The 26,192-nt window shown below is 67.8% G+C and carries 23 protein-coding genes; 16 read left to right on the top strand and 7 right to left on the bottom strand.

Features of this window, described 5'->3' with window-relative positions:
- Positions 1-218 precede the first annotated feature (218 nt).
- A complete protein-coding gene (locus tag HWX03_RS36400) occupies positions 219-1,355 on the top strand; it encodes an RpiR family transcriptional regulator (protein ID WP_175874644.1) in 1,137 nt (378 codons plus the stop codon).
- A complete protein-coding gene (locus HWX03_RS36395) occupies positions 1,352-2,197 on the top strand; it encodes a GSU2403 family nucleotidyltransferase fold protein (protein WP_175874643.1) in 846 nt (281 codons plus the stop codon). The genes HWX03_RS36400 and HWX03_RS36395 overlap by 4 nt, the downstream gene beginning before the upstream one ends.
- A gap of 20 nt (positions 2,198-2,217) precedes the next feature.
- Here HWX03_RS36395 and HWX03_RS36390 read toward each other — a convergent pair whose 3' ends face one another.
- From HWX03_RS36390 to HWX03_RS36375, 4 genes are all read right to left on the bottom strand, one after another.
- The gene (locus HWX03_RS36390; protein ID WP_175874642.1) at positions 2,218-2,559 is read right to left on the bottom strand and encodes a DUF3579 domain-containing protein; all 342 of its coding nucleotides are present in this window, start codon (positions 2,557-2,559) and stop codon (positions 2,218-2,220) included.
- Between the two features lie 25 nt (positions 2,560-2,584).
- On the bottom strand, positions 2,585-3,946 hold the full coding sequence (locus HWX03_RS36385; protein ID WP_175874641.1) for a sigma-54 dependent transcriptional regulator: 1,362 nt from the start codon (positions 3,944-3,946) through the stop codon (positions 2,585-2,587).
- Positions 3,936-5,831, bottom strand: coding sequence for an ATP-binding protein (locus HWX03_RS36380; protein ID WP_175874640.1), 1,896 nt, complete (start codon positions 5,829-5,831; stop codon positions 3,936-3,938). Before HWX03_RS36380 ends, HWX03_RS36385 begins: the two co-directional genes overlap by 11 nt.
- 121 nt (positions 5,832-5,952) lie before the next feature.
- Complete coding sequence (locus HWX03_RS36375; protein ID WP_175823494.1) at positions 5,953-7,317, bottom strand: 2-hydroxycarboxylate transporter family protein; 1,365 nt, start codon at positions 7,315-7,317, stop codon at positions 5,953-5,955.
- A 422-nt stretch (positions 7,318-7,739) separates the two neighbouring features.
- Here HWX03_RS36375 and HWX03_RS36370 point away from each other — a divergent pair, with 422 nt between their 5' ends.
- The 11 genes from HWX03_RS36370 to HWX03_RS36320 all read left to right on the top strand — a co-directional run bounded on the left by HWX03_RS36370 (position 7,740) and on the right by HWX03_RS36320 (position 18,815).
- Positions 7,740-8,579: a MetQ/NlpA family ABC transporter substrate-binding protein gene (locus HWX03_RS36370; protein ID WP_175874639.1), complete on the top strand. Its 840-nt coding sequence runs from the start codon at positions 7,740-7,742 to the stop codon at positions 8,577-8,579.
- A gap of 11 nt (positions 8,580-8,590) precedes the next feature.
- Positions 8,591-10,003 (top strand): LLM class flavin-dependent oxidoreductase, encoded by a 1,413-nt coding sequence (locus HWX03_RS36365; protein WP_175874638.1) that lies wholly within the window; start codon positions 8,591-8,593, stop codon positions 10,001-10,003.
- An 18-nt stretch (positions 10,004-10,021) separates the two neighbouring features.
- Complete coding sequence (locus tag HWX03_RS36360) at positions 10,022-11,206, top strand: ATP-binding cassette domain-containing protein (RefSeq protein ID WP_175874637.1); 1,185 nt, start codon at positions 10,022-10,024, stop codon at positions 11,204-11,206.
- The gene (locus HWX03_RS36355) at positions 11,199-11,855 is read left to right on the top strand and encodes a methionine ABC transporter permease (protein WP_175823490.1); all 657 of its coding nucleotides are present in this window, start codon (positions 11,199-11,201) and stop codon (positions 11,853-11,855) included. Before HWX03_RS36360 ends, HWX03_RS36355 begins: the two co-directional genes overlap by 8 nt.
- Positions 11,856-11,908: 53 nt before the next feature.
- Positions 11,909-12,751 (top strand): hypothetical protein, encoded by an 843-nt coding sequence (locus HWX03_RS36350; RefSeq protein WP_175874636.1) that lies wholly within the window; start codon positions 11,909-11,911, stop codon positions 12,749-12,751.
- Complete coding sequence (locus HWX03_RS36345) at positions 12,748-13,959, top strand: acyl-CoA dehydrogenase family protein (protein ID WP_175874635.1); 1,212 nt, start codon at positions 12,748-12,750, stop codon at positions 13,957-13,959. Before HWX03_RS36350 ends, HWX03_RS36345 begins: the two co-directional genes overlap by 4 nt.
- Before the next feature lie 154 nt (positions 13,960-14,113).
- Positions 14,114-15,322 (top strand): zinc metallochaperone GTPase ZigA, encoded by a 1,209-nt coding sequence (gene zigA / locus HWX03_RS36340; protein WP_175874634.1) that lies wholly within the window; start codon positions 14,114-14,116, stop codon positions 15,320-15,322.
- A gap of 60 nt (positions 15,323-15,382) precedes the next feature.
- Positions 15,383-16,303 carry a GTP cyclohydrolase FolE2 gene (gene folE2, locus HWX03_RS36335; RefSeq protein ID WP_175874633.1) on the top strand — a complete coding sequence of 307 codons (921 nt, stop codon included), beginning with the start codon at positions 15,383-15,385 and terminating at the stop codon, positions 16,301-16,303.
- Positions 16,297-16,878, top strand: coding sequence for a 6-carboxytetrahydropterin synthase (locus tag HWX03_RS36330; protein WP_175874632.1), 582 nt, complete (start codon positions 16,297-16,299; stop codon positions 16,876-16,878). Before folE2 ends, HWX03_RS36330 begins: the two co-directional genes overlap by 7 nt.
- On the top strand, positions 16,875-17,435 hold the full coding sequence (locus HWX03_RS36325) for a carbonate dehydratase (protein WP_175874631.1): 561 nt from the start codon (positions 16,875-16,877) through the stop codon (positions 17,433-17,435). The genes HWX03_RS36330 and HWX03_RS36325 overlap by 4 nt, the downstream gene beginning before the upstream one ends.
- A 3-nt stretch (positions 17,436-17,438) precedes the next feature.
- Positions 17,439-18,815, top strand: coding sequence for a dihydroorotase (locus tag HWX03_RS36320; RefSeq protein WP_175874630.1), 1,377 nt, complete (start codon positions 17,439-17,441; stop codon positions 18,813-18,815).
- Between the two features lie 33 nt (positions 18,816-18,848).
- Here HWX03_RS36320 and HWX03_RS36315 read toward each other — a convergent pair whose 3' ends face one another.
- Positions 18,849-19,877: a hypothetical protein gene (locus HWX03_RS36315; protein ID WP_175874629.1), complete on the bottom strand. Its 1,029-nt coding sequence runs from the start codon at positions 19,875-19,877 to the stop codon at positions 18,849-18,851.
- Between the two features lie 206 nt (positions 19,878-20,083).
- Positions 20,084-20,932 (bottom strand): helix-turn-helix transcriptional regulator, encoded by an 849-nt coding sequence (locus tag HWX03_RS36310; protein ID WP_175874628.1) that lies wholly within the window; start codon positions 20,930-20,932, stop codon positions 20,084-20,086.
- Between the two features lie 255 nt (positions 20,933-21,187).
- On the opposite strand from HWX03_RS36310, the gene HWX03_RS36305 reads away from it, so the two are divergent.
- Both HWX03_RS36305 and HWX03_RS36300 read left to right on the top strand, forming a co-directional pair.
- Complete coding sequence (locus tag HWX03_RS36305) at positions 21,188-22,141, top strand: DUF2167 domain-containing protein (protein WP_175874627.1); 954 nt, start codon at positions 21,188-21,190, stop codon at positions 22,139-22,141.
- Complete coding sequence (locus HWX03_RS36300) at positions 22,138-22,863, top strand: site-2 protease family protein (protein WP_175874626.1); 726 nt, start codon at positions 22,138-22,140, stop codon at positions 22,861-22,863. The genes HWX03_RS36305 and HWX03_RS36300 overlap by 4 nt, the downstream gene beginning before the upstream one ends.
- A 64-nt stretch (positions 22,864-22,927) precedes the next feature.
- On the opposite strand, the gene HWX03_RS36295 is transcribed toward HWX03_RS36300, so the two are convergent.
- On the bottom strand, positions 22,928-24,319 hold the full coding sequence (locus HWX03_RS36295) for an MFS transporter (protein ID WP_175874625.1): 1,392 nt from the start codon (positions 24,317-24,319) through the stop codon (positions 22,928-22,930).
- A 247-nt stretch (positions 24,320-24,566) separates the two neighbouring features.
- On the opposite strand from HWX03_RS36295, the gene HWX03_RS36290 reads away from it, so the two are divergent.
- Entirely contained in the window at positions 24,567-26,144 is a 1,578-nt protein-coding gene (locus HWX03_RS36290; protein ID WP_175874624.1) for an aldehyde dehydrogenase (NADP(+)), read from the top strand.
- Positions 26,145-26,192: the final 48 nt, after the last annotated feature.

Genomic DNA, 26,192 nt, shown 5'->3' with positions numbered 1-26,192 from the left:
GACGCTGCCTGCGATCAAATCGGCAGCATGATTGCCTCGGACGTTCCACTTAAAAATCTCAGAAAACTGTCCGAATGAGCGAGGCCACCTCTCATCGACAATGACGGTGTGAAAGCGATGTCGGAGCGAGCGATGCTTGCGGCGCGCCTGAGATGGTCATAACATGGCCATGTCATTTAACACGCCCAAGTGATTTCACTTGGCCAAGTGAGTGCGATATGAGATCGCTGCCGAACCCTATGCCGGCGCGCGTTGCGCTTGACGCTTTCCGGACATTGTTCGAGAAAGCAGATGGGTGGCGCGTGGTCGAGGAGGTTGCTCACGATCATGTCGGAGACCTCATCCTGAGCAATGACAAGGGTCAAACGTACGTCGCGAACCTCAAGACGTTCAACGAGGGGCGTGCCGATCGCGTTACCGCGCTCTTTGCTCAGGCGCTCCTCGAGGCACGTGCATACGCGAAACGGCAGAAGATGCGGCCCGCGATTCTGATTTGGGTCGGCAGTGCTCCGCCGTCGCTCATCCAGCGATTGGCCGATTTTCACGCCGAGTTCGCCGACGGTGAGCCCTTCGCCGTGCTGTCGGCCGACGGAACGCGGTATGTCCGGTTTCCGGGGCTGGATATTTCCGAGCGTCCGGGTCAGTCGACTCGCTCCTACAGCCGCAGTCGCAGTGTCCAGCCGGGGCTGGCATTCTCGGATCTGAACCAGTGGATGCTCAAGCTCCTGCTCGCGATCGATATCAAGAGGGAGAACCTCATCGGCGCGGAGGGCCGGCAATACACCACGGCGACCGACCTCGCGCGTGCCGCCGATGTCTCGGTAATGACGGCGACGCGGCTGATCCATGCCCTCAAGCAGGAGGGTTTCATCGAGACGAAGCCGTTCCTGAAGATCGTGCAACGGCGCAAACTCGCACAACGCTGGAAGGCTGAATACCTGAGGCAGGCAGCGGCAGTGCCGATGAAGTTTCTTGTGCCGGCCACGCCGGACGTCCAGTTGCGCAAGATGCTCAAAAACGAGGGCGGCACGCTCGGCCTTTTTGCCGCGGCCGATGCACTCGGCGTCGGCCATGTCAGCGGCATCCCGCCAACGGTCTGGGTCCCTAGCTTGATGGAAGCCGAAAACTGGCGACCGCTGCGTCGGGCCAAAGAGGGCGAACGCCCCGATCTCGTCTTGCAACAGCCTGGCTTTCCTCAATCACTGGGGCGGGGCGTCGTCTACCGCGATGGTTTGCCGGTCACGGACATCATCCAGATCTGGCTCGACGTTTCCGCTCACCCGGCGCGCGGGGCAGAGCAGGCCGCTGAACTGGAGCACGGTGTGCTCGCGAACGTGACTGGGGAAGGTGCATGAGCGAATTGGCCGACTTCAGCAATCTCGCGATGACGTTGGCGCCGTGGCGAGCCAGGATCGTTTTCATCGGGGGCTGGGCTTTTCGGCTCTATTCGTATGAGCCGCGTGCCTGGAAGCCCGACCACAAGCCGATCTTCACGCAGGATGCCGACGTCGCGTATGCAGAACGCGAGGTGCTCGAAGGAGATATCAAGAGGGCGCTCGAAAGCGCGGGTTTCACGGAGGAACCGAATTTCGCCGGCGGGTTCAAGCCGCCGGCGATGCGTTACACCCTCGGCAAGCAAGCCAACGGGTTTTACGCGGAATTTCTCACACCGCTGACAGGTAGCCCCTTGCGGCGCAACAAGGTCACTAGGCGGATGGAGCAGGACGCAACGGAGGCGAATGCAGGCGTTGTTGCACAGAAGCTGCGCCATCTCGAGATACTGCTGCACGAACCTTGGCTCGTGACGATTCCCGCCGAGGAGTCAGGGTGGGGCGATGCACTGGTCGACCTGCGTATCCCCAATCCGGTGAGCTTCATGGTCCAGAAGCTGCTGATTCGTGACGACAGGATTCCGGAAAAGCGTGCTCAGGATGTGCTTTACATCCACGATGCGATGCTTCTTTTTGGCGGCGCGATCGAGGACGAGCTTGTCCCGGTCTGGAAGCGCCTCGAACCCACGTTGTCGGAGGCTCAGCGGAGGTCCATCGATGCGGGCGTCGGTGCATTTTTCACTGAAGTGAACGACACCATTCGTGCAGCGGCGGACATCCCGCGGCCCGACCGACAGATCGAGCCCGAGGATTTACTCGGGCTGTGCAAGAACGGTTTCGAAGCGCTCTTCGGCGAAGTGCCCTAAGGTGCGGCCCCGGTCGCCCGTCAGCGCACCGTCAATGCGGGCGCGGTCTGAAACTCGACGGGCAAATCATTGTCGGCCGCGAACTGCATCGCGAAGTCGAACGCATCGGCGCACACGGCGCGCAATTCGTCCGACACGACCAGGCATTTGACGCCGCCGTCGACGACCGGCATCGCGAGCCGCGACAGCGCGCACGGATAGCCGGGCCGCCGTTCGCCGACGAACAGCGTGATGACGCCGGCGAGGCGTTCGGGCCAGTCGCTCGGGCGGAAGGTTTTCTGCGCGCGGGTGACGCCGCGGATCAGGTGGCCGTGGGGTTGACCGATGACGCGGCCGTGTTCGGTGACTTCGATGCGATCCATGCTGTTTTGCGTTTCTTCGTTCGCGTCATTCGCCGCCGTCGGCCGCCGCGTCGCCGCGCGCGGGAATCCGCAGGTTGCGCAGCTTGTGATAGAGCGTTTTCTTCGGCATGCCGAGCGCCTCGCTCGCGTCCGCGACGTTGCCGTTGTGACGCCGCAGCATGTCCTCGATCAGCATCCGCTCGAAATACGCGAGTTGTTCCGCGAGCGTGCTGCCCACGGCCGGCGTTTCGCCGGACGACAGCAGGCTGTCGCCGGTCAGCCCGAGCACGAAGCGGTCGGCCACGTTCTGCAGCTCGCGCACGTTGCCGGGCCACGCGTGCGTCATCAGTTCGGATACCTGCGCAGCCGTGACGACCGGCGCCGGCTGCCCGAAGCGCCGCGCGGCCGCGAGCACGAAATGCTCGAACAGCAGCGGCACGTCCTCGCGCCGCTCGCGCAGCGGCGGCAACTCGATCTGCGCGACGTTGAGGCGATACAGCAGATCCGCACGAAAGCGCCCGTCGGCCGCGAGTTCGGCGAGATCGGCCTTCGACGCGGCCACCACGCGGCAGTCGACCGGAATCAGGTCGTTCGCGCCGAGCCGCTCGACCACGCGCTCCTGCAGCACGCGCAGCATCTTGATCTGCAGCGCGATCGGCATCGTCTCGATCTCGTCGAGGAACAGCGTGCCGCCATCCGCCCATTCGATCTTGCCGATGCGCTTCTTGATCGCGCCGGTGAACGCGCCGGCCTCATGGCCGAACAGCTCGCTTTCGAAAATCTGCTCGGGCAGGCCGCCGCAGTTCAGCGCGACGAAATGCGCGTCGCGCCGGCCGCCGAAGTCGTGCAGGCTGCGCGCGATCAGCTCCTTGCCGGTGCCGGTCTCGCCGGTGATCAGCACCGACACCGACGTATCGGCGAGGCGCAGGATCTTCTTGCGCACGTCGGCCATCGCGGGCGACTTGCCGAGCACGAACGCCTCGATGCCCTGCCAGTTGTTCAGCGCCGCGCGCAGCCCCTGCACCTCGAGCGTCAGGCGGCGCTTCTCGACCGCGCGTGCCACGCGGCCGGCGATCAGGTCCGACGAGAACGGCTTCTCGATGAAGTCGTACGCACCGACCTGCATCGCGCCGACGGCCGTCGAGATGTCCGCGTGGCCGCTGATCAGCACGACCGGGATCTGCGCATCGATGGCCATCACGCGGTCGAGCAGCTGCAGCCCGTCGATGCCCGGCATCCGCACGTCCGACACGATCACCACCGGCGCGCCGGGCGCGACGTGGGCGAGCGCGTCGGCGGCCGACGCGAACGCGTCGACCGGGAACCCGGCGAGCGCGACGGCCTGCTCGACGCCGATCCGGACGTTTTCATCGTCCTCGACGACCAGCACCCGAATCTCATCTTCCATGCTCTGTCCTTTGTTGCGGCGTCGCCGCCGCGAATTCGATGGTGAACTGCGCGCCGCCTTCGTCGCGGTTCGTCGCGGTGATCCTCGCTCCGAATGCCTCGACGATGCGCGACGTGATCGCGAGGCCGAGCCCGAGGCCCTGGCCGCGCGGCTTGGTCGTGACGAACGGCTCGAACAGGTGCGGCAGCACGTCGGGCGCGATGCCGGCGCCGCTGTCGGCCACCGTGAAGCGCACGCGGCCGGCGTCGTCCGCATCGTCCACTTCGGCCGCCTCGATGACGATGCGGCGCACCGGCGCGTCGTGCACCGCGTCGAGCGCGTTGCCGAGCAGGTTCACGATCACCTGCTGCAACTGGCTCGATTCGGCCGATACCGTCGTGCCGGGCGCGATGTTCACGTCGAGCCGCACGCCTTCGTCGCGAATGCGCGCATCGTAGATGAGCCGCGCATGCGCGACGGCCTCGTTCAACGACACCGCGACACGCTCGACGTCGGGCTTGCGCGCGAAGGTCTTCAACTCGCCGGTGAGCACGGCCATGCCGTCGACCAGCTTGCCGACCCGTTCGAGATTCGCGAGCGCCGGCGCCGGCTGGCCGCGCTCGAAGAACGTGCGCGCGTTGTCGCACAGCGTGCGGATCGCGACGAGCGGCTGGTTCAGCTCGTGCGTGAGGCCGGCGGCCATCTGCCCGAGCACCGCGAGCTTGCCCGCGTGCACGACTTCCTGCTGCGACGCGCGCAGCCGCTGTTCGGTGCGTTCGCGCTCGACGATCTCGCGCTGCATCCGCTCGTTCGCGGCCGTCAGCGCGGCCGTGCGCTGCGCGACCGTCAGTTCGAGCCGGTCGTTCGCGCGGCGCAGCGCGTCCTGCGCGCTCAGCCGCGCGAGGATCGCCCGGCGGCGCTGGATCGCATAGCCGACCAGCAGCGCGACGATCAGGAACGCGCCGGTGACGAACACGAACGCCGTCTGCTGCTGGCGCCGCGCGCCCGCGATGTCGAGCAGCACCATCAGCGAATCGCCGGCTTGCGGCGCGGGGCGCGACATCACGAGATAGCGCGTGGTGCGGCCGGCGTGGTGCGGATCGGGGAAGGTGCCGAACCAGGCGGCCGAGCTGCGGTCGCCGATGCGGCGATAGGGCAGCGCGTCGACGGTGCGGCCCGCGTACTGGCGCGACGCCTGGATGTCGCGTTGTTGCTGCGCGGTGATCGGGCGCAGCGCGGTGAATTTCCACGCGGGCTCGGTCGAGATCACGACCACGCCGTTGCTGTCGACGACCAGCGCGGCGACGCCCGGCGCGCGCCACGCCGATTCGAGCGGGTCGACGCTGATCTTCACGGCGGCGACGCCGATCGGTGCGCCGTCGCTGCGCACCGCGCTCGCGAAGTAGACGCCCGGCACGCCGGTGTTGGTGCCGATGCCGAAGAAGCGGCCGCTGCCGCGCGCGAGCGCGTCCTTGAAGTACGGCCGGTACGACACGTTGGTGCCGACGAAGCTGATCGTCTCGTTCCAGTTGCTGGCGGCGATCACGTCGCCTTGCAGATCGATCACGTCGACCGCGCCGCTGCCCGCGTCGCGATTCACGGCTTCGAGGTAGGTGTTCACCGCATGCACGAGTTCGGGCGCATCGTTCGGCGCGGCTTTCAGCATCGCGCGCACGCCGTCCTGCCGCGCGACCAGGCCGGGCAGGATCTCGAAGCGGCCGAGTTCGCTTTTCAGGCTCGATGCATACAGGTCGAGCCGGTGCGCGCCGGCCTCCTCGAGCGCGTCGATCGCGCGTTCCCACGCGAAATCGACGGCCGCGCCGGCCACGCCGACATACAGCACCGCGGCCGATGCCCAGCCCCACCACGGGATGCCCTTGAAGCTCTTCTGCACGTTCGCCCTCATCGAAGCCCGCAACCGCCGGCCGTCCATAACCGGCCCTCCGCAACGACGCGCGCCGCACGCCGGCCAAGGCCGGCGGCGGCGCGTGCGAAGCAGCCGGCGCGACGGTGCGCGCGACCGCGCGTTATCCGAAGTGCGCGACCAGGATCAGCGTCACCGTGACGACGATCGCGCCGCCGATCCGCGTGGCGATCTGCGCGAACGGCATCAGCTGCATCCGGTTCGCGGCGGTCAGGATCGCGACGTCGCCGGTGCCGCCTTGCCCACTGTGGCAGGCGTTCACGATTGCGGTGTCGATAGGGTACATCTTCAGCAGGCGGCCGACCACGAAACCGGTGCCCATCAGCGTCGCGACGGTCGACACGATCGTGACGACGTTGACGATCGTGAAGGCGGCGGTCAGCTTGTCCCACGGCGTCATCGCGACGCCGATCGCGAACAGCAGCGGATACGTGACGGCGGTCGAGAAGAACTTGTAGACGACGAACGCGCCTTCCTGCAGCGGCGGCGACACCGCGCGCGCGAGCTTCACCAGCACCGCGAGGAACAGCATCGCGACCGGTGCGGGCAGGCCGAACAGCTTGTGCGCCATCAGGCCGACGAGGTACAGCGTGATCGCGGTGATGCCGGCGCCCGCGATATGCGTGACGTCGACGTGGCCGCGGATTTCCTCGTTTTCCGGCGTCATGTCGCCGCTTTCGCCGACTTGCAGGCGACCGTTGCCGGTCAGGTGCGGCAGGCGCTTGCCGAGCATGTCGAGCGCGCCCGACAGGATGATCGCGGTCAGGCTGCCGAGCATCACCGACGGCAGCACCATCGCGAACATCTCGCCCTGCGGCAGGTGCATCAGTTCCGAATAGCCGATCGACAGCGGAATCGCGCCTTCGCCGACGCCGCCGGCCATGATCGGCACGACGATGTACAGCAGCGTGTGGCGCGCGCCGAGGCCGAGCGCGGTGCCGACCGCCGTGCCGACGATCGCGGCCGCGATCGAACCGACGGCGAGCGGGACGAAGATCTTCACGAAGCCCTGGATCAGCACGCGGCGATCCATGCTCAGGATGCTGCCGACGATGATCGACGCGATGAACAGGTACAGGAAGTTGGTCGACTTCGTGAATTCGACCGTCAGGTTCAGCACCGGCTTCGGCAGCACGTGGTAGTAGGTGAGCGCCGACGGCACGAAGGTCGCGAAGATCGCGGCCGCGCCGATGTTGCGCAAGAGCGGCAGGCGCTTGCCGAGTTCCGCGCAGGTGAAGCCGAAGAACGCGAGCACGGCGATCGCCATCGAGATTTCGCCGGGCACCTTGCCCGTCACGACGAAGCCGACGATCAGCCCGAACAGGATCACGTAGACCGGCAGCGGGATGATGCCGATGCGGATTTCCATCAGCTTCCACCAGCCTGCCGGCCAGAAGCGTTCGCGCGTGGCGGGACCGGCTGCGGCAATCGGCTCCGGATGGGACGGGGTTTGGATAGAGGTCTGCAAGACGTGTCTCCTGATGTTTGGAATGCCTGCATTGCTTCGCGGCATCGTGTGCCGTCTATTACGCAACCCCCGTGCCAGAATTTCAGCCCGCCGGAATATTTTCAATGCATTGATTCATAAGGGATTTGTTTCGTCTGCGGAAAGAGTTTTCCAGGTGTGATGGCCGAGATTTCGGAATCGGCGCGGCGGCCAGGCCGAGATTTCGGCCTGATGGCGGCCCGGGCAGCCGGCCGGGCCCGACGCCCGCCATATCGCCGCGCGCGATTTTCTTCGCACAATCGCTTCGTAGACCGCCCTCCCGCCGCTCTCTATCATCGGCTGATCCTTTTCCGATGCGATGACGACCGTCCGGAGAACGCCCGCGCGTTCGCCGCGGCGTCGCTCATCCGTCGATACCGTCTTTGGACAGGAGAGTGGTTCCCATGCTGCATCCCGTTTTTTCCGCCCGCCTTTCCGCCGGCCGCGTGGCCAGCCTGGCCCGCCTGCTGACGGCCGCGCTGCTCGGCGTTGTGCTGCTGAACGGCGCACGCGCCGACACCGCGCCGCTGAAGGTCGGCATCTCGACCAGCCCCCAGATCGAGGCGCTGAAGATCGCCGCGAAGGAGGCGAAGGAGCAGGGCCTCGACGTGAAGATCGTCGAATTCACCGACTGGAATACGCCGAACGCGGCGCTCGCGAACAAGGACATCGACGTCAACTACTTCCAGCACATCCCGTTTCTCGAGAACGCTAAGAAGCAGGGCGGCTACAACTTCATCTCGATCGCGCCCGGCACGATCATGAAGATCGGCCTCTATTCGAAGAAGGTGAAAAGCTTCGCCGAGCTGAAGGACGGTGCGCGCGTCGCGATCGCGAACGATCCGGTGAACGGCGGGCGCGGGCTGTTGCTGCTGCAGCGCGCGGGGCTCATCACGCTGAAGCCGGGCACCGACTACCGAGCGACGACGCATGACATCGTCGCCAACCCGAAGCACCTGAAGATCATCCCGCTCGAAGCGTCGCAACTCGCGCGTTCGCTCGACGACGTCGATCTCGCGCAGGGCTACCCGAGCTTCATCAAGCTCGCCGGCACGACCGATCCGAACAGCGCGCTGCTGTTCGACGGCACCGAGAACAAGAACTTCGCGATCCAGTGGGTCGTGCGGCCCGAGAGCGCGAACGATCCGCGCATCCGCAAGTTCATCTCGATCTACCAGCACTCGCCGGCCGTGCGTAAAGCGCTCGACAACGCGTTCGGCTCGCTGTACGCGATCGCATGGTGACGGAGCCAGACATGACGACGGCGAACCGCAAGAAGATCCTGCTCAACGCGTTCAACATGAACTGCGTCGGGCACATCAACCACGGGCTGTGGACGCATCCGCGCGACCGCTCCGCGCACTACACCGATCTCGACTACTGGGCCGATCTCGCCAGGACGCTCGAACGCGGCAAGTTCGACGGGATCTTTCTCGCGGACATCGTCGGCGTGTACGACGTGTTCGGCGGCGGGCCTGACGCCGCGCTGCGCGAATCGGTGCAGGTGCCCGTCAACGACCCGCTGCTGCTCGTGCCGGCGATGGCGCAGGTCACGCGGCATCTCGGCTTCGGCGTGACCGCGAACCTGACCTACGAGCCGCCGTACCTGTTCGCGCGCCGCATGTCGACGCTCGATCATCTGACCAAAGGGCGGGTGGGCTGGAACATCGTCACCGGCTACCTCGACAGCGCCGCGCGCGGGATGGGCCTCGCGCAGCAGATCGGCCACGACGACCGCTACGAGCGCGCCGACGATTACATGGACGTCGTCTACAAGCTGTGGGAACAGAGCTGGGACGACGATGCGGTGATCCGCGACGCGCAGGCGCGCGTGTTCGCGCAGCCGGGCAAGGTGCGGCGCGTGAAGCACGATGGGCCGTTCTATTCGATCGATGCGATTCATCTGAGCGAACCGTCGCTGCAACGCACGCCGGTGCTGTACCAGGCCGGCTCGTCCGCGCGCGGCGTCGAGTTCGCGGGCCGTCACGCGGAATGCGTGTTCGTGAACGGGCAGAGCAAGGCCGCGGCGCGCGCGGCGGTGCTCGACATCCGCGCGGCCGCCGCGCGGCAGGGCCGCGACCCCGCGTCGATCAAGATCTTTGCCGGCGTGAGCGTCGTGACCGCCGAGACCGAATTGCTCGCCCGCGAAAAATTCGACGAATACCGGCGCTATGCGAGCCCGGAAGCCGGCCTCGCACATTTCGCGAGCTCGACCGGCATCGACTTCGCGAAGTACGGCCTCGACGAGCCGATCTCGTACGTGAAGACCGATTCGATCCAGTCGGCGGTCGACGCGATCTCGCGCAAGAGCACGACCGGCACGTGGACGGTGCGCCGCATGCTCGAACAGATGTCGCTCGGCGGCCGCTATGCGCCGATCGTCGGTTCGCCGTCGCAGGTCGCGGACGAGCTGCAGTCGTGGATCGACGAGACCGGCATCGACGGCTTCAACCTGACGCGCACCGTGATGCCCGAGTCGTTCGAGGATTTCGTCGACTGGGTCGTGCCCGAGCTGCAGAACCGCGGCGTCTACAAGGAAGACTACGATCCCGCGCCGACGCTGCGCGAGAAGCTGTTCGGCGCGGGATCGCGCCTGCCCGCCTGGCACACCGGCGCGCAGCACCGGCCGGGCGCCATAGCCGAACCCGCGCATCCCGCGCATGCCTGAACGTGACGGAGCGAAGCGATGACGCAATTATTCGATACGCTGGGTTTCATCGAGGCATCGGCCGTGCGTGCCGGCGCCGGTGCCGGTGCAACGGCGCATGAGGAAGTCGTGACGCCGGCCGGCGGCGCGGCCGTGTCGCTGGAGCAGGTCGGCAAGGTGTTCGCGACGCAGCGCGGCCAGGCCGCCGCGCTGCGCGACGTGACGCTCGACGTGCGGCGCGGCGAGGTATTCGGGATCATCGGTCGCAGCGGCGCCGGGAAGTCGACGCTGCTGCGGCTCGTGAACGGCCTCGAACGGCCGAGCTCGGGCCGCGTGTGCGTGCAGGGCGTCGACGTCGGCGCGCTCGACGAGGACGGCCTCGTCGCGTTGCGGCGTCGCACCGGCATGGTGTTCCAGCATTTCAACCTGCTGTCCGCGAAGACGGTGTTCGAGAACGTCGCGCTGCCGCTGAAGATCGCCGGCGTGCCGAAGACCGAGCGCGTGCGCAAGGTCGAGGCGCTGCTCGATCTCGTCGGGCTCGCCGCGAAGCGCGATGCGTATCCGGCGAGCCTGTCGGGCGGGCAGAAGCAGCGTGTCGGCATCGCGCGTGCGCTGGTGCACGATCCCGAGGTGCTGCTGTGCGACGAAGCGACGTCGGCGCTCGATCCGGAGACGACGCAATCGATCCTCGCGCTGCTCGCCGACATCAACCGCCGTCTCGGGCTCACGATCGTGCTGATCACGCACGAGATGGAAGTGATCCGTGCGGTGTGCGACACGGTCGCGGTGATCGAACAGGGTGAAGTCGTCGAAACGGGCCCGGTGTGGCGCGTGTTCGGCGATCCGCGCCACGGCGCGACGCGTGCGCTGCTGAGCACGCTTCAGCATGACTTGCCGCCCGAGCTGGCCGCGCGCGTGCGGCCGCTGCCCGAGCAGGCCGCGCTGCCCGACGGCGCACAGATCGTGCTCGACGTCCGCTATACGGGCGAGAGCGGCGGCGAGCCGGACGTCGGCGCGCTCGCGGCGGCGCTCGGCGGCTCCGTGCGGTTCCTGCACGGCGGCATCGAAAGCATCCAGGGGCATGCGCAGGGGCGGCTCGTGATCGCCGCGACGCCGCGTGCGGATGACGCCGGCCCGTCGGCGGCGCGCGGCGGTGCGGTCGCCGCGCTGCTCGAACGCGCGCGCCGCCATGCGAATCATGCGGAGGTGCTCGGCTATGTTTGAGCTCTGGTGGCCCGAACTGCTCGACGCGATCCGCGACACGCTGTCGATGGTCGCCGCGTCGGCCGCGATCGCCGCGCTGATCGGCATCCCGCTCGCGGTGATCCTCGTGACCACCGCGCCCGGCGGCATCTACGCGCGGCGCGGCGTGAACGCGGTGCTCGGCGCGCTCGTCAATGTGTTCCGCTCGACGCCGTTCATCATCCTGCTCGTTGCGCTGCTGCCGTTCACGCGCGTGCTGATCGGCACGACGATCGGCGTGTGGGCGGCCGTCGTGCCGCTGTCGATCGCCGCGATCCCGTTCTTCGCGCGGATCGCCGAAGTGAGCCTGCGCGAAGTCGATCGCGGGCTGATCGAGGCCGCGCTCGCGATGGGCGCGAAGCGCCGCCACATCGTGTGGCACGTGCTGCTGCCCGAAGCGCTGCCCGGCATGCTCGGCGGCTTCACGATCACCGTCGTCGCGCTGATCGGCTCGACCGCGATGGCGGGCGCCGTCGGCGCGGGCGGGCTCGGCGATCTCGCGATCCGCTACGGCTACCAGCGTTTCGACACCACTGTGATGGCGACCGTGATCGTGATCCTGATCGCCCTCGTTTCAGCCGTGCAAATCACCGGCGACCGCCTGGTCCGACACGTGACCCGGCGTACTTGAGCGGCGCCACAAGCGCGGCTCTTTTCATCGAAGACCCTTAGAGAACGATACCCATGACCTTACCCCTCGGCGCGCCGCGCGAATGGAACGGACAATTCGAGGAAGCGCTGTTTCTCGACGTGGCGCGACGCCATCGTCCGGACTTCCCCGACAAGCTGGCGACGCCGCCGCGCGAGCCGCGCAACGGCGACGAGCTGGCCGCCATCGCCGACTACTACACGAAGATGGCGTCGCACGATCTGTTCATCGTGCAGGTCGTCGCGAAGGCGATCGACACGCTGTTCCGCGACGATCCGCATTTCCAGTTGATCCTGTCGCGCCAGCTCGGCGACGACGGCGCGCACGCGGTGATCGGCCGTGAGCGCGTGACCGCACTCACCGGGCGCGATCCGCTGCCGGAAGTCGACCGGCTCGTCGCCGCGCACTGGGCGCGCATCGGCGACATCGCGGTGCGCGACGTCGCGGGCTTTCTCGCGTTCGAATGGCATTACGAGCTGCACATCCTCGCGAAGCTGTGGATCCAGCGCAAGACCGGCCGCATCGGCGACAGTGCGATGCGCGAGCACGGCGAGAACCGGATCCGGCCGGACGAGGAGTGGCATCGCGTGCAGATCGTCCAGTGGTGGTTCGACACGCTGCAGGCGCTGCCGGACGCCGAGCGCGACGCGCTGATCGATCGCGTGATCGCGGCCGACGAGGAAACCCAGGCGCGGCTCGACGGCTACCTGCACGACGAGTACGCGCACACCGCGCTGGTGTTCGGCGCGGATATCGCCGAATATCGTGCGATCTACGACGACTGGCGGCGCGAGATCCTGTCGCGGCTGACCGGCCGCCGGCTCGGCGCGCTCGTCCCGCTGTCGGGCGAAACCGTTGAACAGGAAGCTGTCGCATGAACGATCCACGCGGCCCGGCGACCCTCGCGCCGGATACCGAGACAGCGGCCGTCGACCGCGCTGCGCTGGCACGCGCGATCGACGCGCTGCGCGTGAGCGCCGCCGAGCGCGACCGCGCGGGCGGTCATGCGGCGCAGGAGAAGCAGTGGCTCGCCGATGCGGGCCTGCTGACGCTCGCGGTGCCGCGTGCGTTCGGCGGCCAGGAAGCGGCGTGGCCCGCGATCTACGACGTCATCCGGCAGGTCGCGCGGGTCGACAGTGCGCTCGCGCACCTGGTCGGCTTCCAGTGCCTGCAAGTGGTGAGCGTCGACGTGTGGGGCAGCGCCGCGCAGCGCGAGCGCTACCTGCGCGGCACGGTCGACGGGCGCTGGTGGTGGGGCAACGCGGTCAATCCGCTCGACACGCGGCTCGTGGCCACGGCGACGCCCGACGGCGGCTACCGGCTCGACGGCGTGAAGGGCTTCTGTTCCGGCACGCGCGGCTCGCAGCGGATGACGGTGTCCGCGCACGATCCGGCCACCGGCCGCACCGTGTTCGGCGTGGTGCCGACCGATCGTGAAGGAATTACCGTCAACGAGGATTGGGACCCGATCGGCCAGCGTCAGACCGACAGCGGCAGCGTGCGCTTCGACGGTGTGACGCTCGCGGCGGACGAGGTGCTGCATCGTTCCGAAACCCCGCCGACGCCGCGCGCGACACTGCGCACGCTCGTGTCGCAGCTCGTGCTGACGAACCTGTTCGTCGGCCTGGCGGAAGGCGCGCTGGCCGAGGCGCGCGACTACGTGCGGCAGCATGGCCGCCCATGGATTCACTCGGACGTCGAGCGGGCCGAAGACGATCCGTACACGCTTCAGCGCTTCGGCGACATGCGCGTGCGCGCGATTGCCGCGGCGGCGCTGGCCGATCGCGCGGCCGGCGCGTTGCAGCACGCGTGGGCGCGGCAGGATGCGTTGACGGCCGACGAACGCGCCGAAGTCGCGCTCGCGGTATCGGAAGCGAAGATCGTCGCGCAGCGCGCGGCGCTCGACAACGGCGAGGCGCTGTTCGACGCATGCGGCGCGCGCGCGACGGCCGCGTCGCTCGGCCTCGACCGCTTCTGGCGGAACGCGCGCACGCATACGCTGCACGATCCGCTCGACTACCGGCTGCGCGACGTGGGCCGGTTCGCGCTCACCGCGGAATTGCCGCCGGCGTCGCTCTATACGTAATACGCAGCGGGGCAGTACCGGCACGCGCCGCGTACTGCTGCCTTCGCTGTCGGCACATCGATGAGCCGGCCTGCTGGACGTCCGGAATGAAATGATATATCGTATCGATACAATATATCATTTCATCCTCAACGTCCTGTTCCGGAATCGCCCGATGAGCCCCGCCCTTCATCCGTCCACGCGGCTTCCCGTGACCGTCCTGTCCGGCTTTCTCGGCGCCGGCAAGACCACGCTGCTGAACCACATCCTCAACAATCGCGAGGGCCGGCGCGTCGCGGTCATCGTCAACGACATGTCGGAGGTCAACATCGATGCGGCGCTCGTGCGCGACGGCGGCGCCGGGCTGTCGCGCACCGACGAGAAGCTGGTCGAGATGAGCAACGGCTGCATCTGCTGCACGCTGCGCGAGGATCTGCTGATCGAGGTCGACCGGCTCGCGCGCGAAGGGCGCTTCGATCAGCTCGTGATCGAATCGACCGGCATCTCGGAGCCGCTGCCGGTGGCCGAGACGTTCACGTTCGAAGGCGAGGACGGCCGCAGCCTCGGCGAAGTCGCGCGGCTCGACACGATGGTGACGGTGGTCGACGCGTTCAATTTCCTGCGCGATTACGCGTCGCGCGACAGCCTGCAATCGCGCGGCGAATCGATGGGCGACGAGGATGCGCGCACGGTCGTCGATCTGCTGATCGACCAGATCGAGTTCTGCGACGTGCTCGTGATCAACAAGATCGACCTGATCGACGGCAGCGCGCGTGAGCGGCTGATCGCGTTGCTGCGCGGGCTGAACCCGCGTGCGCGGATCGAGATCGCCGAATTCGGCAAGGTGCCGCTCGAGCGCGTGCTCGACACCGGCCTGTTCGACTTCGATGAGGCGTCGCGCGCGCCGGGCTGGCTGCAGGAGCTGCGCGGCACGCACACGCCGGAGACCGACGAATACGGGATCCGCAGCTTCGTCTATCGCGCGCGTCGGCCGTTCCATCCGCGGCGTTTCTTCGATCTCGTCGAAAGCGAATGGCCGGGCGTCGTCCGCTCGAAGGGGTTCTTCTGGCTGGCCACGCATCCGACCGTCGCCGGTTCGTGGTCGCAGGCCGGCGCGGTCGCGCGGCACGGGCCGGCCGGCCACTGGTGGGCGGCCGTGCCGCCCGAGCGCTGGCCGCAGGACGCGGAAGCCGTCGCGCAGATCCGCGCACGCTGGGACGAGCACGTCGGCGACGCACGGCAGGAACTCGTGCTGATCGGCATGGACATGGACGAGCCGGCGCTGCGCGCGCGCTTCGACGCGTGTCTGCTGACCGATGCCGAGATGGCGACCGGCCCCGAACACTGGACCACGTGGGACAACCCGTTTCGCGACTGGCCCTGACCTGAACGCGCGCTGCCTGCATCGATCCGGATGGAGCAGGCGCTCCACCGGATTTCAAGCATGAATGCAGCGCTTCCCGATATTTCCCTGACCGATGCCGCACCGGGCCACCGCCCGCTCGAATGGGTCGGCATGCAGGGCATCGACGTGCCCGTCGTCGTCGCGGAGCCCGGCTGCCGGCGCGACGTGCATGCGCGTGCCGACATCCAGGTCGATCTGCCTGCGCCGCGGGTGAAAGGCATCCACATGTCGCGGCTGTACGGGCTGCTCGACCGGCTGGCCGATGGCGAAGCGCTGTCGCCGGCCGGCTTGCAGCGCATGCTGCGCGCGATGGTCGACAGCCACCGCGACTGCGACACGCGCAGCGCACGCGTGCGGCTGCGCTTCGACCTGCTGGCCCGCCGCACGGCGCTCGTGACCGAGCGGCTGGCGGGCTGGAAGGCCTATCCGGTGCGGATCGACGCGACGCTGACCGGCGACGCATTCGAACTGCGCGCGCAGGCGACGGTCGTCTATTCGTCGACGTGCCCGTGCTCGGCCGCGCTGTCGAGGCACTGGGTCGAACAGGCGTTCCTGACGGCGTTCGGCCGCGAGGATCGCGTGGAGCCGGCGGCGGTCGCCGCCTGGCTGAAACAGCATGCGACGGCCGCCACGCCGCACAGCCAGCGCAGCGAAGCCGTCGTCAGCGTGGCGCTGCCCGCCGATGGCGCGACGCTGGGGCTGATCGACCTGATCGATCGCGTCGAGCGTGCGCTCGGCACGCCGGTGCAGACGGCGGTCAAGCGTGCGGACGAGCAGGCGTTCGCGGTGCTGAACGGCGGGAACCTGATGTTCGTCGAGGATGCCGCGCGCCGCGTGCAGGCCGCGCTGGAAGGTCGTCATGCGAGCCCGCGCGTGCGCGTACGCCATCTCGAAAGCTTGCATCCGCACGATGCGGTGGCGTGGGCTGCTCCGCTGTGCGATGGGGGCGACGCATGCTGATCCGCAAGCTGTTCCGGTTCGAGAATGCACACGTCGTGCGCGGTTGCAGCACGCGGCGCTGCTCGCATTCGATCCATGGCCATTCGTACCGTGTCGAGCTGCTGCTCGAAGCGCATGCGCTGGATCACGGGCAGATGATCTACGACTTCGGATTGCTCAAGGGCGACGTGCGCGACCTGATCGATGCATTCGACCATGCGGTGACGCTGTGGTCGGACGACGATCCGTGCTACGTCGAAAGCATGCGCCGGCATTCGGAGCGCTGGGTGCGGCTGCCGGTGTCGCCGAGCGCCGAGCAGTTCTCGCGTGTGTTCTTTCGCCTCGTCGACGCGGCGCTGTGCGGTACGCGCATGTCGAACGGCGAAGCCGACGTGCGGCTGCATTCGGTGATCGTTCACGAGACCGAGACAGGCTACGCGCAGTGCTTCCGCGACGACGCATTCAACCCGCGCATGGGCCGCATCGAGCTCGACGCGATCGTATTCGCGCCCGCCATCGTCGCGCAGTGGCGCGACCCGGGCCTGTTCGAGCGGCTCAAGCGCGGCCATGTCCTTTCCCGGCAGGCATCCTCATGATCAGAAAGAACCCGCGCGGCGACCTGCCGCAGATTCATCCGAACGCGTTCGTCGACCCGACCGCCATCCTGTGCGGGCGCGTGATCGTCGAGGAGAACGTGTTCATCGGCCCGTACGCGGTGATCCGCGCCGACGAAACGGATGCGGACGGCCGGATCGCGCCGATCGTGATCGGTGCGCATTCGAACATCCAGGACGGCGTCGTGATCCATTCGAAATCGGGCGCGAGCGTGACGATCGGCCGGCACACGTCGATCGCGCATCGCGCGATCGTCCACGGGCCGTGCAAGGTCGGCGACGGCGTGTTCGTCGGGTTCAACAGCGTGCTGTTCAACTGCACGATCGACGACGGCTGCGTGGTGCGCTACAACGCGGTCGTCGACGGCTGCCACCTGCCGCCGGGCTTCTACGTGCGCTCGACCGAACGCCTCGGGCCGGAAACCGACCTCGCCGCGTTGCCGCAGGTGACGGCCGATGCGAGCGATTTCTCCGAGGACGTCGCGCGGACGAACAATGCGCTGGTACTCGGTTACAAGCACATCCAGAACGAGTTCTGAGTCGTGGGCGAGCCGATGCGACGCGAAGGGGCCGACCAGCCGGAACGACGCCACGTCGATCTGCTGGTGCACGGCGGCACGGTGATGACGCCCAACGGCGCCGAGCGGATCGACGTCGCGTGCACGGATGGCCGCGTCGTTGCGCTGGGCGCGTTGCACGGTACGTGGAGCGCCGACGTACTGCTCGATGCGCGCGGATTGCACGTGCTGCCGGGCGTGGTCGACAGCCAGGTGCATTTCCGCGAACCGGGGCTCACGCACAAGGAGACCATCGAGGCCGGCACGCGCGGCGCGGTGCTCGGCGGCGTCACGACGATCTTCGAGATGCCCAATACGCATCCGCTGACGCTGGGCGAGCAGGATCTGCAGGCGAAGCGGGATCTTGCGCACGGCCGCGCGTGGTGCGACTACGCGTTCTACATCGGCGGCTCGGCCGTGAATGCCGAACGGCTGCCGGCGCTCGAGCGGTTGCCCGGCTGCGCGGGGGTGAAGGTGTTCATGGGCAGTTCGTTCGGCGATCTGCTGGCCGACGACGAAACCGTGTTGCGCCGAATCCTGCGCAACGGCCGGCGACGCTTGGCCGTGCATGCGGAGGACGAGGCGCGGCTGCGCGAACGCAAGGCGATCGCGGAAGCGAGCGGCGACGTGCGCGATCATCCGCGCTGGCGCGACGCGGAAAGCGCGCTGGCCGCGACGCGGCGCATCGTCGGGCTGGCCGTGGAAGCGGGGCGCCGGCTGCATGTGCTGCACGTGTCCACGGCGGACGAAATGGCGTTTCTCGCGCGGCACCGGCGGCGCGTGACGGTCGAAGTCACGCCGCATCACCTGAGCCTGTATGCGCCGGATTGCTACGAGCGGCTCGGCACGTTCGCGCAGATGAATCCGCCCGTGCGCGAACGGCATCATCGGGACGCGCTGTGGCAGGCCGTCCGCGACGGCGTGGTCGACGTGATCGGCAGCGATCATGCGCCGCATACGCGCGACGAAAAGCGCCGCCCGTATCCGCAGTCGCCGAGCGGGATGACCGGCGTGCAGACGCTGCTGCCGCTGATGCTCGACCACGTGCATGCCGGCCGCCTGAGCCTGGAGCGGCTGGTCGACCTGACCAGCGCCGGGCCGGCGCGCATTTTCGGCATCGAAGGGAAGGGACGCATTGCGGTGGGCTACGACGCCGATTTCAGCATCGTCGACTTGCGCGCGCGGCGGATCATCCGCGACGAATGGATTGTCAGCGTGAGCGGCTGGACGCCGTACGACGGATGCGCGGTCACGGGCTGGCCGGTGCATACGGTCGTGCGCGGGCAGGTTGCCGTGCGCGACGGCGAGTTAAGCGGGCAGCCGGCGGGGCGGCCCGTCGCGTTTCTGGATGCGGCGGCTTGATTCGAACGGTGTGCGGCCCGGCGCAGCGTCCGCTCAGTAGGCCGCATCCCGCACGAGCGCGTAGGTCTTTCCCGACGGTGCCTGGACGATCGACATGCCATCGGCGATCGGCCCATCGTTTTTGCTGACCGCCGGCTGACCGCGCGCAGGCGTGAAGACCCAGGCGCCGGGATACTTCTCGCGGAGCCCGCGCAACGCGGAGGAGACCGCGGTTCCGACGGGGTAGTGGATGTCGCCGACGTCGACCGCGCGTACCAGCGTGGCGGACGTGAACGCGACGATACGATGCTGTCGGTCGAGGCGCAGCCTCGCGCCGCGCAGCGCCAGCCCCGCCAGTTGAAATACGCTACCTTGGGCAACATCGATACGCCAATAGTCGTTGTCGCGCAGGCCGTCGCCATAGGTGGTCGTGTCGCGGATCAAATCCGACCCGGCCGGAACGACGGAGTCGGCTACCCGATTGCCGTTGGCCAGACGGCACCACCACAGCGACTTGGTTCGGGCGTCTTTGCGCAAGACGATCTCCATCGGTTGGCCGGCATCGCACTCCCACCCGTCGAGCGAGCGGGGGCCGGTGACGGTCAGCCCCAGCGCAGTGAGTCTGACGGGGGCCTGGTCGTTCCACGGCGCTTCGTCGTCGAATTCCGACCGGACCTCCACTGCCCTGGCGGGAATGCCATAGACATCGACTTCGTGCGGAAACGTGGCTGCGTCGAGCGAATTCATGTCACCGCCGGTCGCGAGCGACAGTTGGGTGCCGGGCGGCATGTCGATACCCATCAGCCGGGTGGTCTTTTCCAGCGTGGGATGCTCCGCGGCGTCTTTCCTTTGTGCCGCCAGGTCGATCTTCAGATAGGCAATGGCCAATATGACAAAGAAACTGCTCATCCAGCAGAGCACGCCGAGCAGGACGGACTTGCGTATCCAGCGCGCGCCAAACGATCGCCGGGCATGGGGAGACAACGCCAGCGTGCCGGCCCAAAGCAGCACGGCGACGGTCGCCAGAAACGAAATGCCGAGAACGACGAGGAAGGCGCCGGAGAATATCGGAGCAGGAATCATGGGAACGGCGAGTGCCTGAGCGGATCATGATGGTCTTGCCCCGGCAAACCCGGGGCATGCCGGCATCGTCAACTGAAGGTTGACACGGGCCGTCCGGCCCCGTGGCACACGACATGGCAAGGTCCGGCGCGGATGGCGCTCATTGTAGTGTGCAAAAGCAATCGTCTGACGAGAGCGGGGCGTGAGTGCCGGCACGCCTGCCGGCGTCACTCCGGCGGCAACGCGTCCGCCAACGCCCGCATCGCCTCCACCGTTTCCGGGTTCGCCGGAAAGAACGCCTCGATCGCGAGTTCCGACAGCGTCACGTCGACCGGCGTGCCGAACACCGTCGTCGTACTGAAGAACGTCAGCTCGCCGCTCGCCGTGCGTAGCCGCAGCGGCACGGCGATATCGGCGAAATCGATGCGCGCGTGCGCATCGTCGGGCTGGCCGGCCGGCGCCGGATACGCGGCGAGTTCGTCGCGCAGCGCATGCAGCGTGCGGTCCCCGCTCGCATCGATCTGCCGCTGCAGCCGATGCAGGATGTGCGCGCGCCATTCGTGCCAGTTGACGATCTGCGATGCGAGACCGTCCGGATTCAGGCTCAGCCGCAGCACGTTGACGGGCGGCTGCAGCAGCGCCGGATCGGCCTGCGCGACCAGCGCGCCGAGCATCCGGTTCGCCGCGAGCAGCGTCCAGTGGCGGTCCACCGCGAGCGCTGGATAGGGCTCGTGCCCGCGCAGCACGGCTTCGACCGCATGACGCGCGGCATCCAGTTGCGGGTCCGAAAACGGCCGTTCGCGAAACAGCGGCGCGAAGCCGGCCGCGACGAGTAGCGCATTGCGTTCGCGCAGCGGCACGTCGAGGCGTTCGGCGAGATGCAGCACCATCTCGCGGCTCGGCTGCGCGCGGCCCGATTCGACGAAGCTCAGGTGGCGCGCGGAGACTTCCGCGTCGAGCGCGAGCGCCATCTGGCTCAGGCGCCGGCGTTGCCGCCACGTGCGCAGCAGCGGACCGATGCCGGACGCGCGGCCGGCGGACGGAGGGAGCGATTGGAGGGCGGCGGTCGAGTTCATGTGACGATGATAGGCAATCCTTCGCGTGCCGGGCATTACCTGTGAGGTAAGCATTCCGGAACGGCATACAACGCCGGTTGCGCGTGCCGCTGCCCGTGGTTCGCATCCCACCCCCGCATTTCGTCCCGGACGCTCCCCGACGCTGCGTTACCATACCCTCCGTGCCACCTGAGAGGCGGCGCCGGACCCGCGACGACAACGCATGGGCCGGTCGCCGCGCACGTTGACAACAAGGCATTCCAGGGGAATCCAACAATGAAAAAACTTGCCGTCCGGCTCGCCTGCGTGGCGACGCTCGCACTCGCCGCCACCAGCGGCCACGCGCAGACCGAAGCTGCGCAGGTGGAAATGAGGGCCGCCGCCGCGGCCGCCAACGAAGCGGTCGTGAAGGGGCCGACCGACATCGACGTGAAACACGAAGCCGTGCTGAAGCTGAAGGCCGGCGAATCGTTCGTGCCGGCCGCCGAAGCCGGCCGCTACCTGCGCTCGATGGGCAACGCGATCGACGAATCGAAGCTGGTCGGCCTCGTGCTGCCCGATGACCCCGACGCCGACTGGATCTCGGTCGTGTCGTTCGAGCCGAGCGGCTACATCCGCGACGACGATGCGAAGGACTGGAAGCCCGACGAGCTGCTGAAAAGCCTGCAGGCCGGCACCGAGGAAAACAACCCGGCGCGCAAGGAGCGAGGCCTGCCCGAAACCGAAGTGGTCGGCTGGGCGAAGGCGCCCGCCTACGACGCGGCCACGCACCGGCTCGTGTGGTCAGCGATCATCCGCGACAAGGGCGCGGCGCCGAATGCCGGGGGCGACGGCGTGAACTACCGGACGCTCGTGCTCGGCCGCGACGGCTACCTGTCGCTGACGATGGCGTCGACGCTCGCCGACCTGCCGAAGTACAAGCCATCGGCCGACGCGCTGCTGTCGAACATCAGTTTCAACGACGGCAAGCGCTATGCCGATTTCAACAAGTCGACCGACCACGTCGCCGAGTACGGGCTCGCGGCGCTGATCGTCGGCGTCGGCGCAAAAAAGCTCGGCCTGCTCGCGCTGATCGGCGCGTTCGCGGTGAAGTTCTTCAAGATCGGCGCGCTCGCGCTGCTGGCCGGCGGCGCGGCGCTCAAGCGCTTCTTTGGGCGCAAGCCGAAGGCGGCCGCGGTGCCGGCCGTCGCCGATGCATCCGACGCCGCCGCCACGGAGCGCAAGGAATGACGAAGCTGCTGCTGCTGATCTTCGGCGGCCTGAAGCTCGGCAAGGTGCTCTTGTCGGCCGGCACGATGCTCGCGTCGATCGCGGTCTATGCCGTGTTCTACGGCTGGCGCTTCGCGGCCGGTTTCGTCGCGCTGCTGCTGGTGCACGAAGCCGGCCACTACGTCGCCGCGCAGCGGCGCGGGCTCGACGTCGGGCTGCCGACCTTCATCCCGTTCGTCGGCGCATGGATCCAGTTGAAGGAAATGCCGCACGATGCGGAAACGGAGGCGTACGTCGGGCTCGCCGGGCCGTTCGTCGGTACGCTCGGCGCGCTGGCCTGCTACGCGGCCGCGCGCCACTACGACAGCAACCTGCTGCTCGCGCTGTCGTACACGGGTTTCTTCCTGAACTTGTTCAACATGATTCCGCTGTCGCCGTTCGACGGCGGCCGGATCACCGCGGTGCTGTCGCCGCGCATCTGGTTCGCGGGCGTGCCGGTGCTGATCGCGCTGTTCGTGTATCGGCCGAGCCCGCTGCTGATCGTGATGGCGATCCTCGCGCTGCCGCAGTTGAAGCGTGCGTGGCGTTACGATCCCGACGCGCCGGAGAACCGCGTGTACTACGCGACGTCGATCGAGACGAAGACGGCGTACGCACTCTGCTACGTCGGCCTGCTCGCGTTCCTTGCGCTGATGACGTCCGGCGTGCACGACATGCTGCGCGTCGTGCATGCGTCGACCTGACGTCGATCCGATGCAAAAAACGGCGGCCGCGTAAAAATCGGCCACCGTTTTCAATGGTCGAACTTCACGCGTCGCGATGACGCAGTTCGACGCGCTTGATGTCCTTCACGATCACGAGATAGCTGAACACGGTGACGAGCGCGTTCAGCCCGACGAACACGAGCGCGCCGTTGAACGAGCCGCTCGCGCCGACGAGGTAGCCGATCGCGATCGGCGCGACGATGCCCGCCGTGTTGCCGAACATGTTGAACAGGCTGCCCGACAGGCCGATCGCTTCCTTCGGCGCGGTATCCGCGACGACGGCCCAGCCGAGCGAGCCGATCCCCTTGCCGAAGAACGACACGGCCATCAGCGTGATGACCAGCGCTTCGCTGTCGACGTAGTTGCAGCCGATGATCGCCATCGACAGCACCATCCCGCCGACGATCGGAATCTTGCGCGCGAGCGTCAGCGACACGCCGCGGCGGATCAGCATGTCCGACAGCATCCCGCCGAGCACGCCGCCGAGGAACCCGCAGATCGCCGGCAGCGACGTCATGAAGCCGGCCTTCAGCAGCGACATCCCGCGCGCCTGCACGAGATAGATCGGGAACCACGTGAGGAAGAAGTACGTCAGCACGTTCACGCAGTACTGGCCGAGATAGACGCCGAGCAGCATCCGGTTCGACAGTAGCTGGCGTACGTAGTACCAACCGGCCACGCGGCTGCCTTCGGAAGCGCCGCCGCTAGCGCGCGCGCCGGTCGGCCGGCCCGTCGACCGCACCAGGCCGCCGCCCTGTTCGATATGCTCGAGCTCCGCGCGGTTCACACGCGGATGGTCGACCGGATCCTTCATCACGCGCAGCCACAGGAACGCGAGTGCGATGCCGGCCAGGCCGAGCCACAGGTACACGTGGTGCCAGCCGTACGCGTGCGTGAGCCACGCCATCAGCGGTGAGAACACCACCGCCGCGAAATACTGCGCGGCGTTGAAGATCGCCGACGCGGTGCCGCGCTCGGCGGTCGGGAACCAGCTCGCGACGACCTTCGCGTTCGCCGGGAATGCGGGCGCCTCCGCGATGCCGACCGCGAAGCGCATCGCGAACAGCGCGGCGACCGCGAACGCGGCGCTGCCGCCGAGGCCGATCGTGCTTTGCAGCAGCGTGAATGCCGACCACAGGAAGATGCTCGCCGCATACACGCGCCGCGCGCCGAAGCGGTCGAGCAGCCAGCCGCTCGGCAGTTGCGCGAGCACGTACGCCCAGCTGAACGCCGAGAAGATGTAGCCCATCGTCACCGGGTCGATGCCGAACGCCTGGCGGATCGGCGTGCCGGTGATCGACAGCGTCGCGCGGTCCGCATAGTTGAGCGTCGTGACGACGAACAGCATCGCCAGGATCCAGTAGCGCACGGCGGTTCGGCGCGCGGTGCGCGCGAGGTCGAGTGGAAGATCGCGAGAGGAGGTCTGATTGCTCACTTTAAATGTACGTCGTCGTATGACATGGCGGAAGTTTATTGAGATTGTTCGAATTCAGAAACCTCGGGTTTTCCCTTTGGAGACCCGCGTCACAGTGTGGGAAAGTCGGGATTTTCTGGCCGGACAAGGCTTTCGCATGTATCGTCGACGCCCTCGCAGGCGGCGCGAATCACGCGATGCCGTCGGCAGACATCGTATCTGTTGAGCTACAATGAGCAATCCATTCCCGAACCACGGAGCACACCCCATGCAACTGACAGGAGAGATGCTGATCGGCGCCGAAACGGTGGCCGGCTCGGCCGGAATCTTGCACGCGTTCGATCCGACGAAGGGCGCGCCGATCGACGTCCCGGCGTTCGGCGTCGCGACGCAGGCCGACGTCGACCGCGCGTGCGAACTCGCACGCGACGCGTTCGATGCGTACCGTACGCAGCCGCTCGCGGACCGCGCGGCGTTTCTCGAAGCGATTGCCGATGAAATCGTCGCGCTCGGCGACGCGCTGATCGAGCGCGCGCATGCCGAAACGGGCCTGCCGGTCGCGCGGCTGCAGGGCGAGCGCGGCCGCACCGTCGGGCAGCTCCGGCTGTTCGCGCGCGTCGTGCGCGACGGGCGCTTCCTCGCCGCGTCGATCGATCCGGCACAGCCGGCACGCACGCCGCTGCCGCGTTCGGACCTGCGGCTGCAGAAGGTCGGGCTCGGGCCCGTCGCCGTGTTCGGCGCGAGCAACTTCCCGCTCGCGTTCTCGGTGGCCGGCGGCGACACCGCGTCGGCACTGGCGGCCGGCTGCCCGGTGATCGTGAAGGCGCACGAGGCGCACCTCGGCACGTCCGAACTGGTCGGCCGTGCGATCCGCGCGGCGGTCGCGAAATGCGGGATGCCGGCCGGCGTGTTCTCGCTGCTGGTCGGCCCCGGCCGTGTGATCGGCGCGGCGCTCGTCGGCCATCCGGCGATCCAGGCCGTCGGCTTCACCGGGTCGCGGCAGGGCGGCATGGCGCTCGTGCAGCACGCGAACGCGCGCCCGCAACCGATTCCCGTCTACGCGGAAATGAGCAGCATCAACCCGGTCGTGCTGTTCCCTGCCGCGCTGGCCGCGCGCGGCGACGCGATCGCGACCGGCTTCGTCGATTCGCTGACGCTCGGCGTCGGCCAGTTCTGTACCAATCCGGGCCTCGTGCTCGCGATCGACGGTCCCGATCTCGACCGCTTCGAGACGGTCGCCGCGCAGGCGCTCGCGAAGAAGCCGGCCGGCGTGATGCTGACGCACGGCATCGCCGACGCGTATCGCAACGGTCGCGGCAAGCTGGCCGAGCTGCCGGGCGTGCGCGAAATCGGCGCGGGCGAAGCCGCGCAAACGGAATGCCAGGCGGGCGGCGCGCTGTACGAAGTCGGCGCGCAGGCGTTCCTGGCCGAGCCGGTGTTCAGCCACGAGGTGTTCGGGCCGGCGTCGCTGATCGTGCGCTGCCGCGATCTCGACGAAGTCGCCCGCGTGCTCGACGCGCTCGAAGGCCAGTTGACGGCCACGCTGCAGATGGATGCCGACGACAAACCGCTCGCGCGCCGCCTGCTGCCGATTCTCGAACGCAAGGCCGGGCGCCTGCTCGTCAACGGCTACCCGACCGGCGTCGAGGTGTGCGACGCGATGGTGCACGGCGGGCCGTTCCCGGCGACGTCGAACCCGGCCGTCACGTCGGTTGGCGCGACCGCGATCGAGCGTTTCCTGCGGCCCGTGTGCTATCAGGACTTCCCGGACGACCTGCTGCCCGAAGGGCTGCAGGAGGGCAATCCGCTCTCGATTCCGCGGCTGCGGGACGGCAAGGCGGAGTGATGGGGCGGGACGGCTGAACGTATCGTTTCGGCGGCTGAAGGGGCGGCC

It is taken from the genome of Burkholderia sp. BCC0397, assembly GCF_902832865.1.
Taxonomy (GTDB): Bacteria; Pseudomonadota; Gammaproteobacteria; order Burkholderiales; family Burkholderiaceae; genus Burkholderia.
The sequence above is the reverse complement of the archived record's forward strand: the minus strand, read 5'-3'. Positions and strand labels throughout refer to the sequence as shown.

Excerpts from the sequence above, each read along its gene's own strand:
- HWX03_RS36315 (WP_175874629.1), bottom strand. The coding sequence starts at position 19,877 with ATGATTCCTGCTCCGATATTCTCCGGCGCCTTCCTCGTCGTTCTCGGC.
- HWX03_RS36305 (WP_175874627.1), top strand. The coding sequence starts at position 21,188 with ATGAAAAAACTTGCCGTCCGGCTCGCCTGCGTGGCGACGCTCGCACTC.
- HWX03_RS36290 (WP_175874624.1), top strand. The coding sequence starts at position 24,567 with ATGCAACTGACAGGAGAGATGCTGATCGGCGCCGAAACGGTGGCCGGC.
- HWX03_RS36350 (WP_175874636.1), top strand. The coding sequence starts at position 11,909 with ATGACCTTACCCCTCGGCGCGCCGCGCGAATGGAACGGACAATTCGAG.
- HWX03_RS36330 (WP_175874632.1), top strand. The coding sequence starts at position 16,297 with ATGCTGATCCGCAAGCTGTTCCGGTTCGAGAATGCACACGTCGTGCGC.
- HWX03_RS36400 (WP_175874644.1), top strand. The coding sequence starts at position 219 with ATGAGATCGCTGCCGAACCCTATGCCGGCGCGCGTTGCGCTTGACGCT.
- HWX03_RS36385 (WP_175874641.1), bottom strand. The coding sequence starts at position 3,946 with ATGGAAGATGAGATTCGGGTGCTGGTCGTCGAGGACGATGAAAACGTC.
- HWX03_RS36370 (WP_175874639.1), top strand. The coding sequence starts at position 7,740 with ATGCTGCATCCCGTTTTTTCCGCCCGCCTTTCCGCCGGCCGCGTGGCC.
- HWX03_RS36360 (WP_175874637.1), top strand. The coding sequence starts at position 10,022 with ATGACGCAATTATTCGATACGCTGGGTTTCATCGAGGCATCGGCCGTG.
- HWX03_RS36395 (WP_175874643.1), top strand. The coding sequence starts at position 1,352 with ATGAGCGAATTGGCCGACTTCAGCAATCTCGCGATGACGTTGGCGCCG.
- folE2 (WP_175874633.1), top strand. The coding sequence starts at position 15,383 with ATGAATGCAGCGCTTCCCGATATTTCCCTGACCGATGCCGCACCGGGC.
- HWX03_RS36355 (WP_175823490.1), top strand. The coding sequence starts at position 11,199 with ATGTTTGAGCTCTGGTGGCCCGAACTGCTCGACGCGATCCGCGACACG.
- HWX03_RS36345 (WP_175874635.1), top strand. The coding sequence starts at position 12,748 with ATGAACGATCCACGCGGCCCGGCGACCCTCGCGCCGGATACCGAGACA.
- HWX03_RS36300 (WP_175874626.1), top strand. The coding sequence starts at position 22,138 with ATGACGAAGCTGCTGCTGCTGATCTTCGGCGGCCTGAAGCTCGGCAAG.
- HWX03_RS36390 (WP_175874642.1), bottom strand. The coding sequence starts at position 2,559 with ATGGATCGCATCGAAGTCACCGAACACGGCCGCGTCATCGGTCAACCC.
- HWX03_RS36325 (WP_175874631.1), top strand. The coding sequence starts at position 16,875 with ATGATCAGAAAGAACCCGCGCGGCGACCTGCCGCAGATTCATCCGAAC.
- zigA (WP_175874634.1), top strand. The coding sequence starts at position 14,114 with ATGAGCCCCGCCCTTCATCCGTCCACGCGGCTTCCCGTGACCGTCCTG.
- HWX03_RS36380 (WP_175874640.1), bottom strand. The coding sequence starts at position 5,831 with ATGAGGGCGAACGTGCAGAAGAGCTTCAAGGGCATCCCGTGGTGGGGC.
- HWX03_RS36310 (WP_175874628.1), bottom strand. The coding sequence starts at position 20,932 with ATGAACTCGACCGCCGCCCTCCAATCGCTCCCTCCGTCCGCCGGCCGC.
- HWX03_RS36365 (WP_175874638.1), top strand. The coding sequence starts at position 8,591 with ATGACGACGGCGAACCGCAAGAAGATCCTGCTCAACGCGTTCAACATG.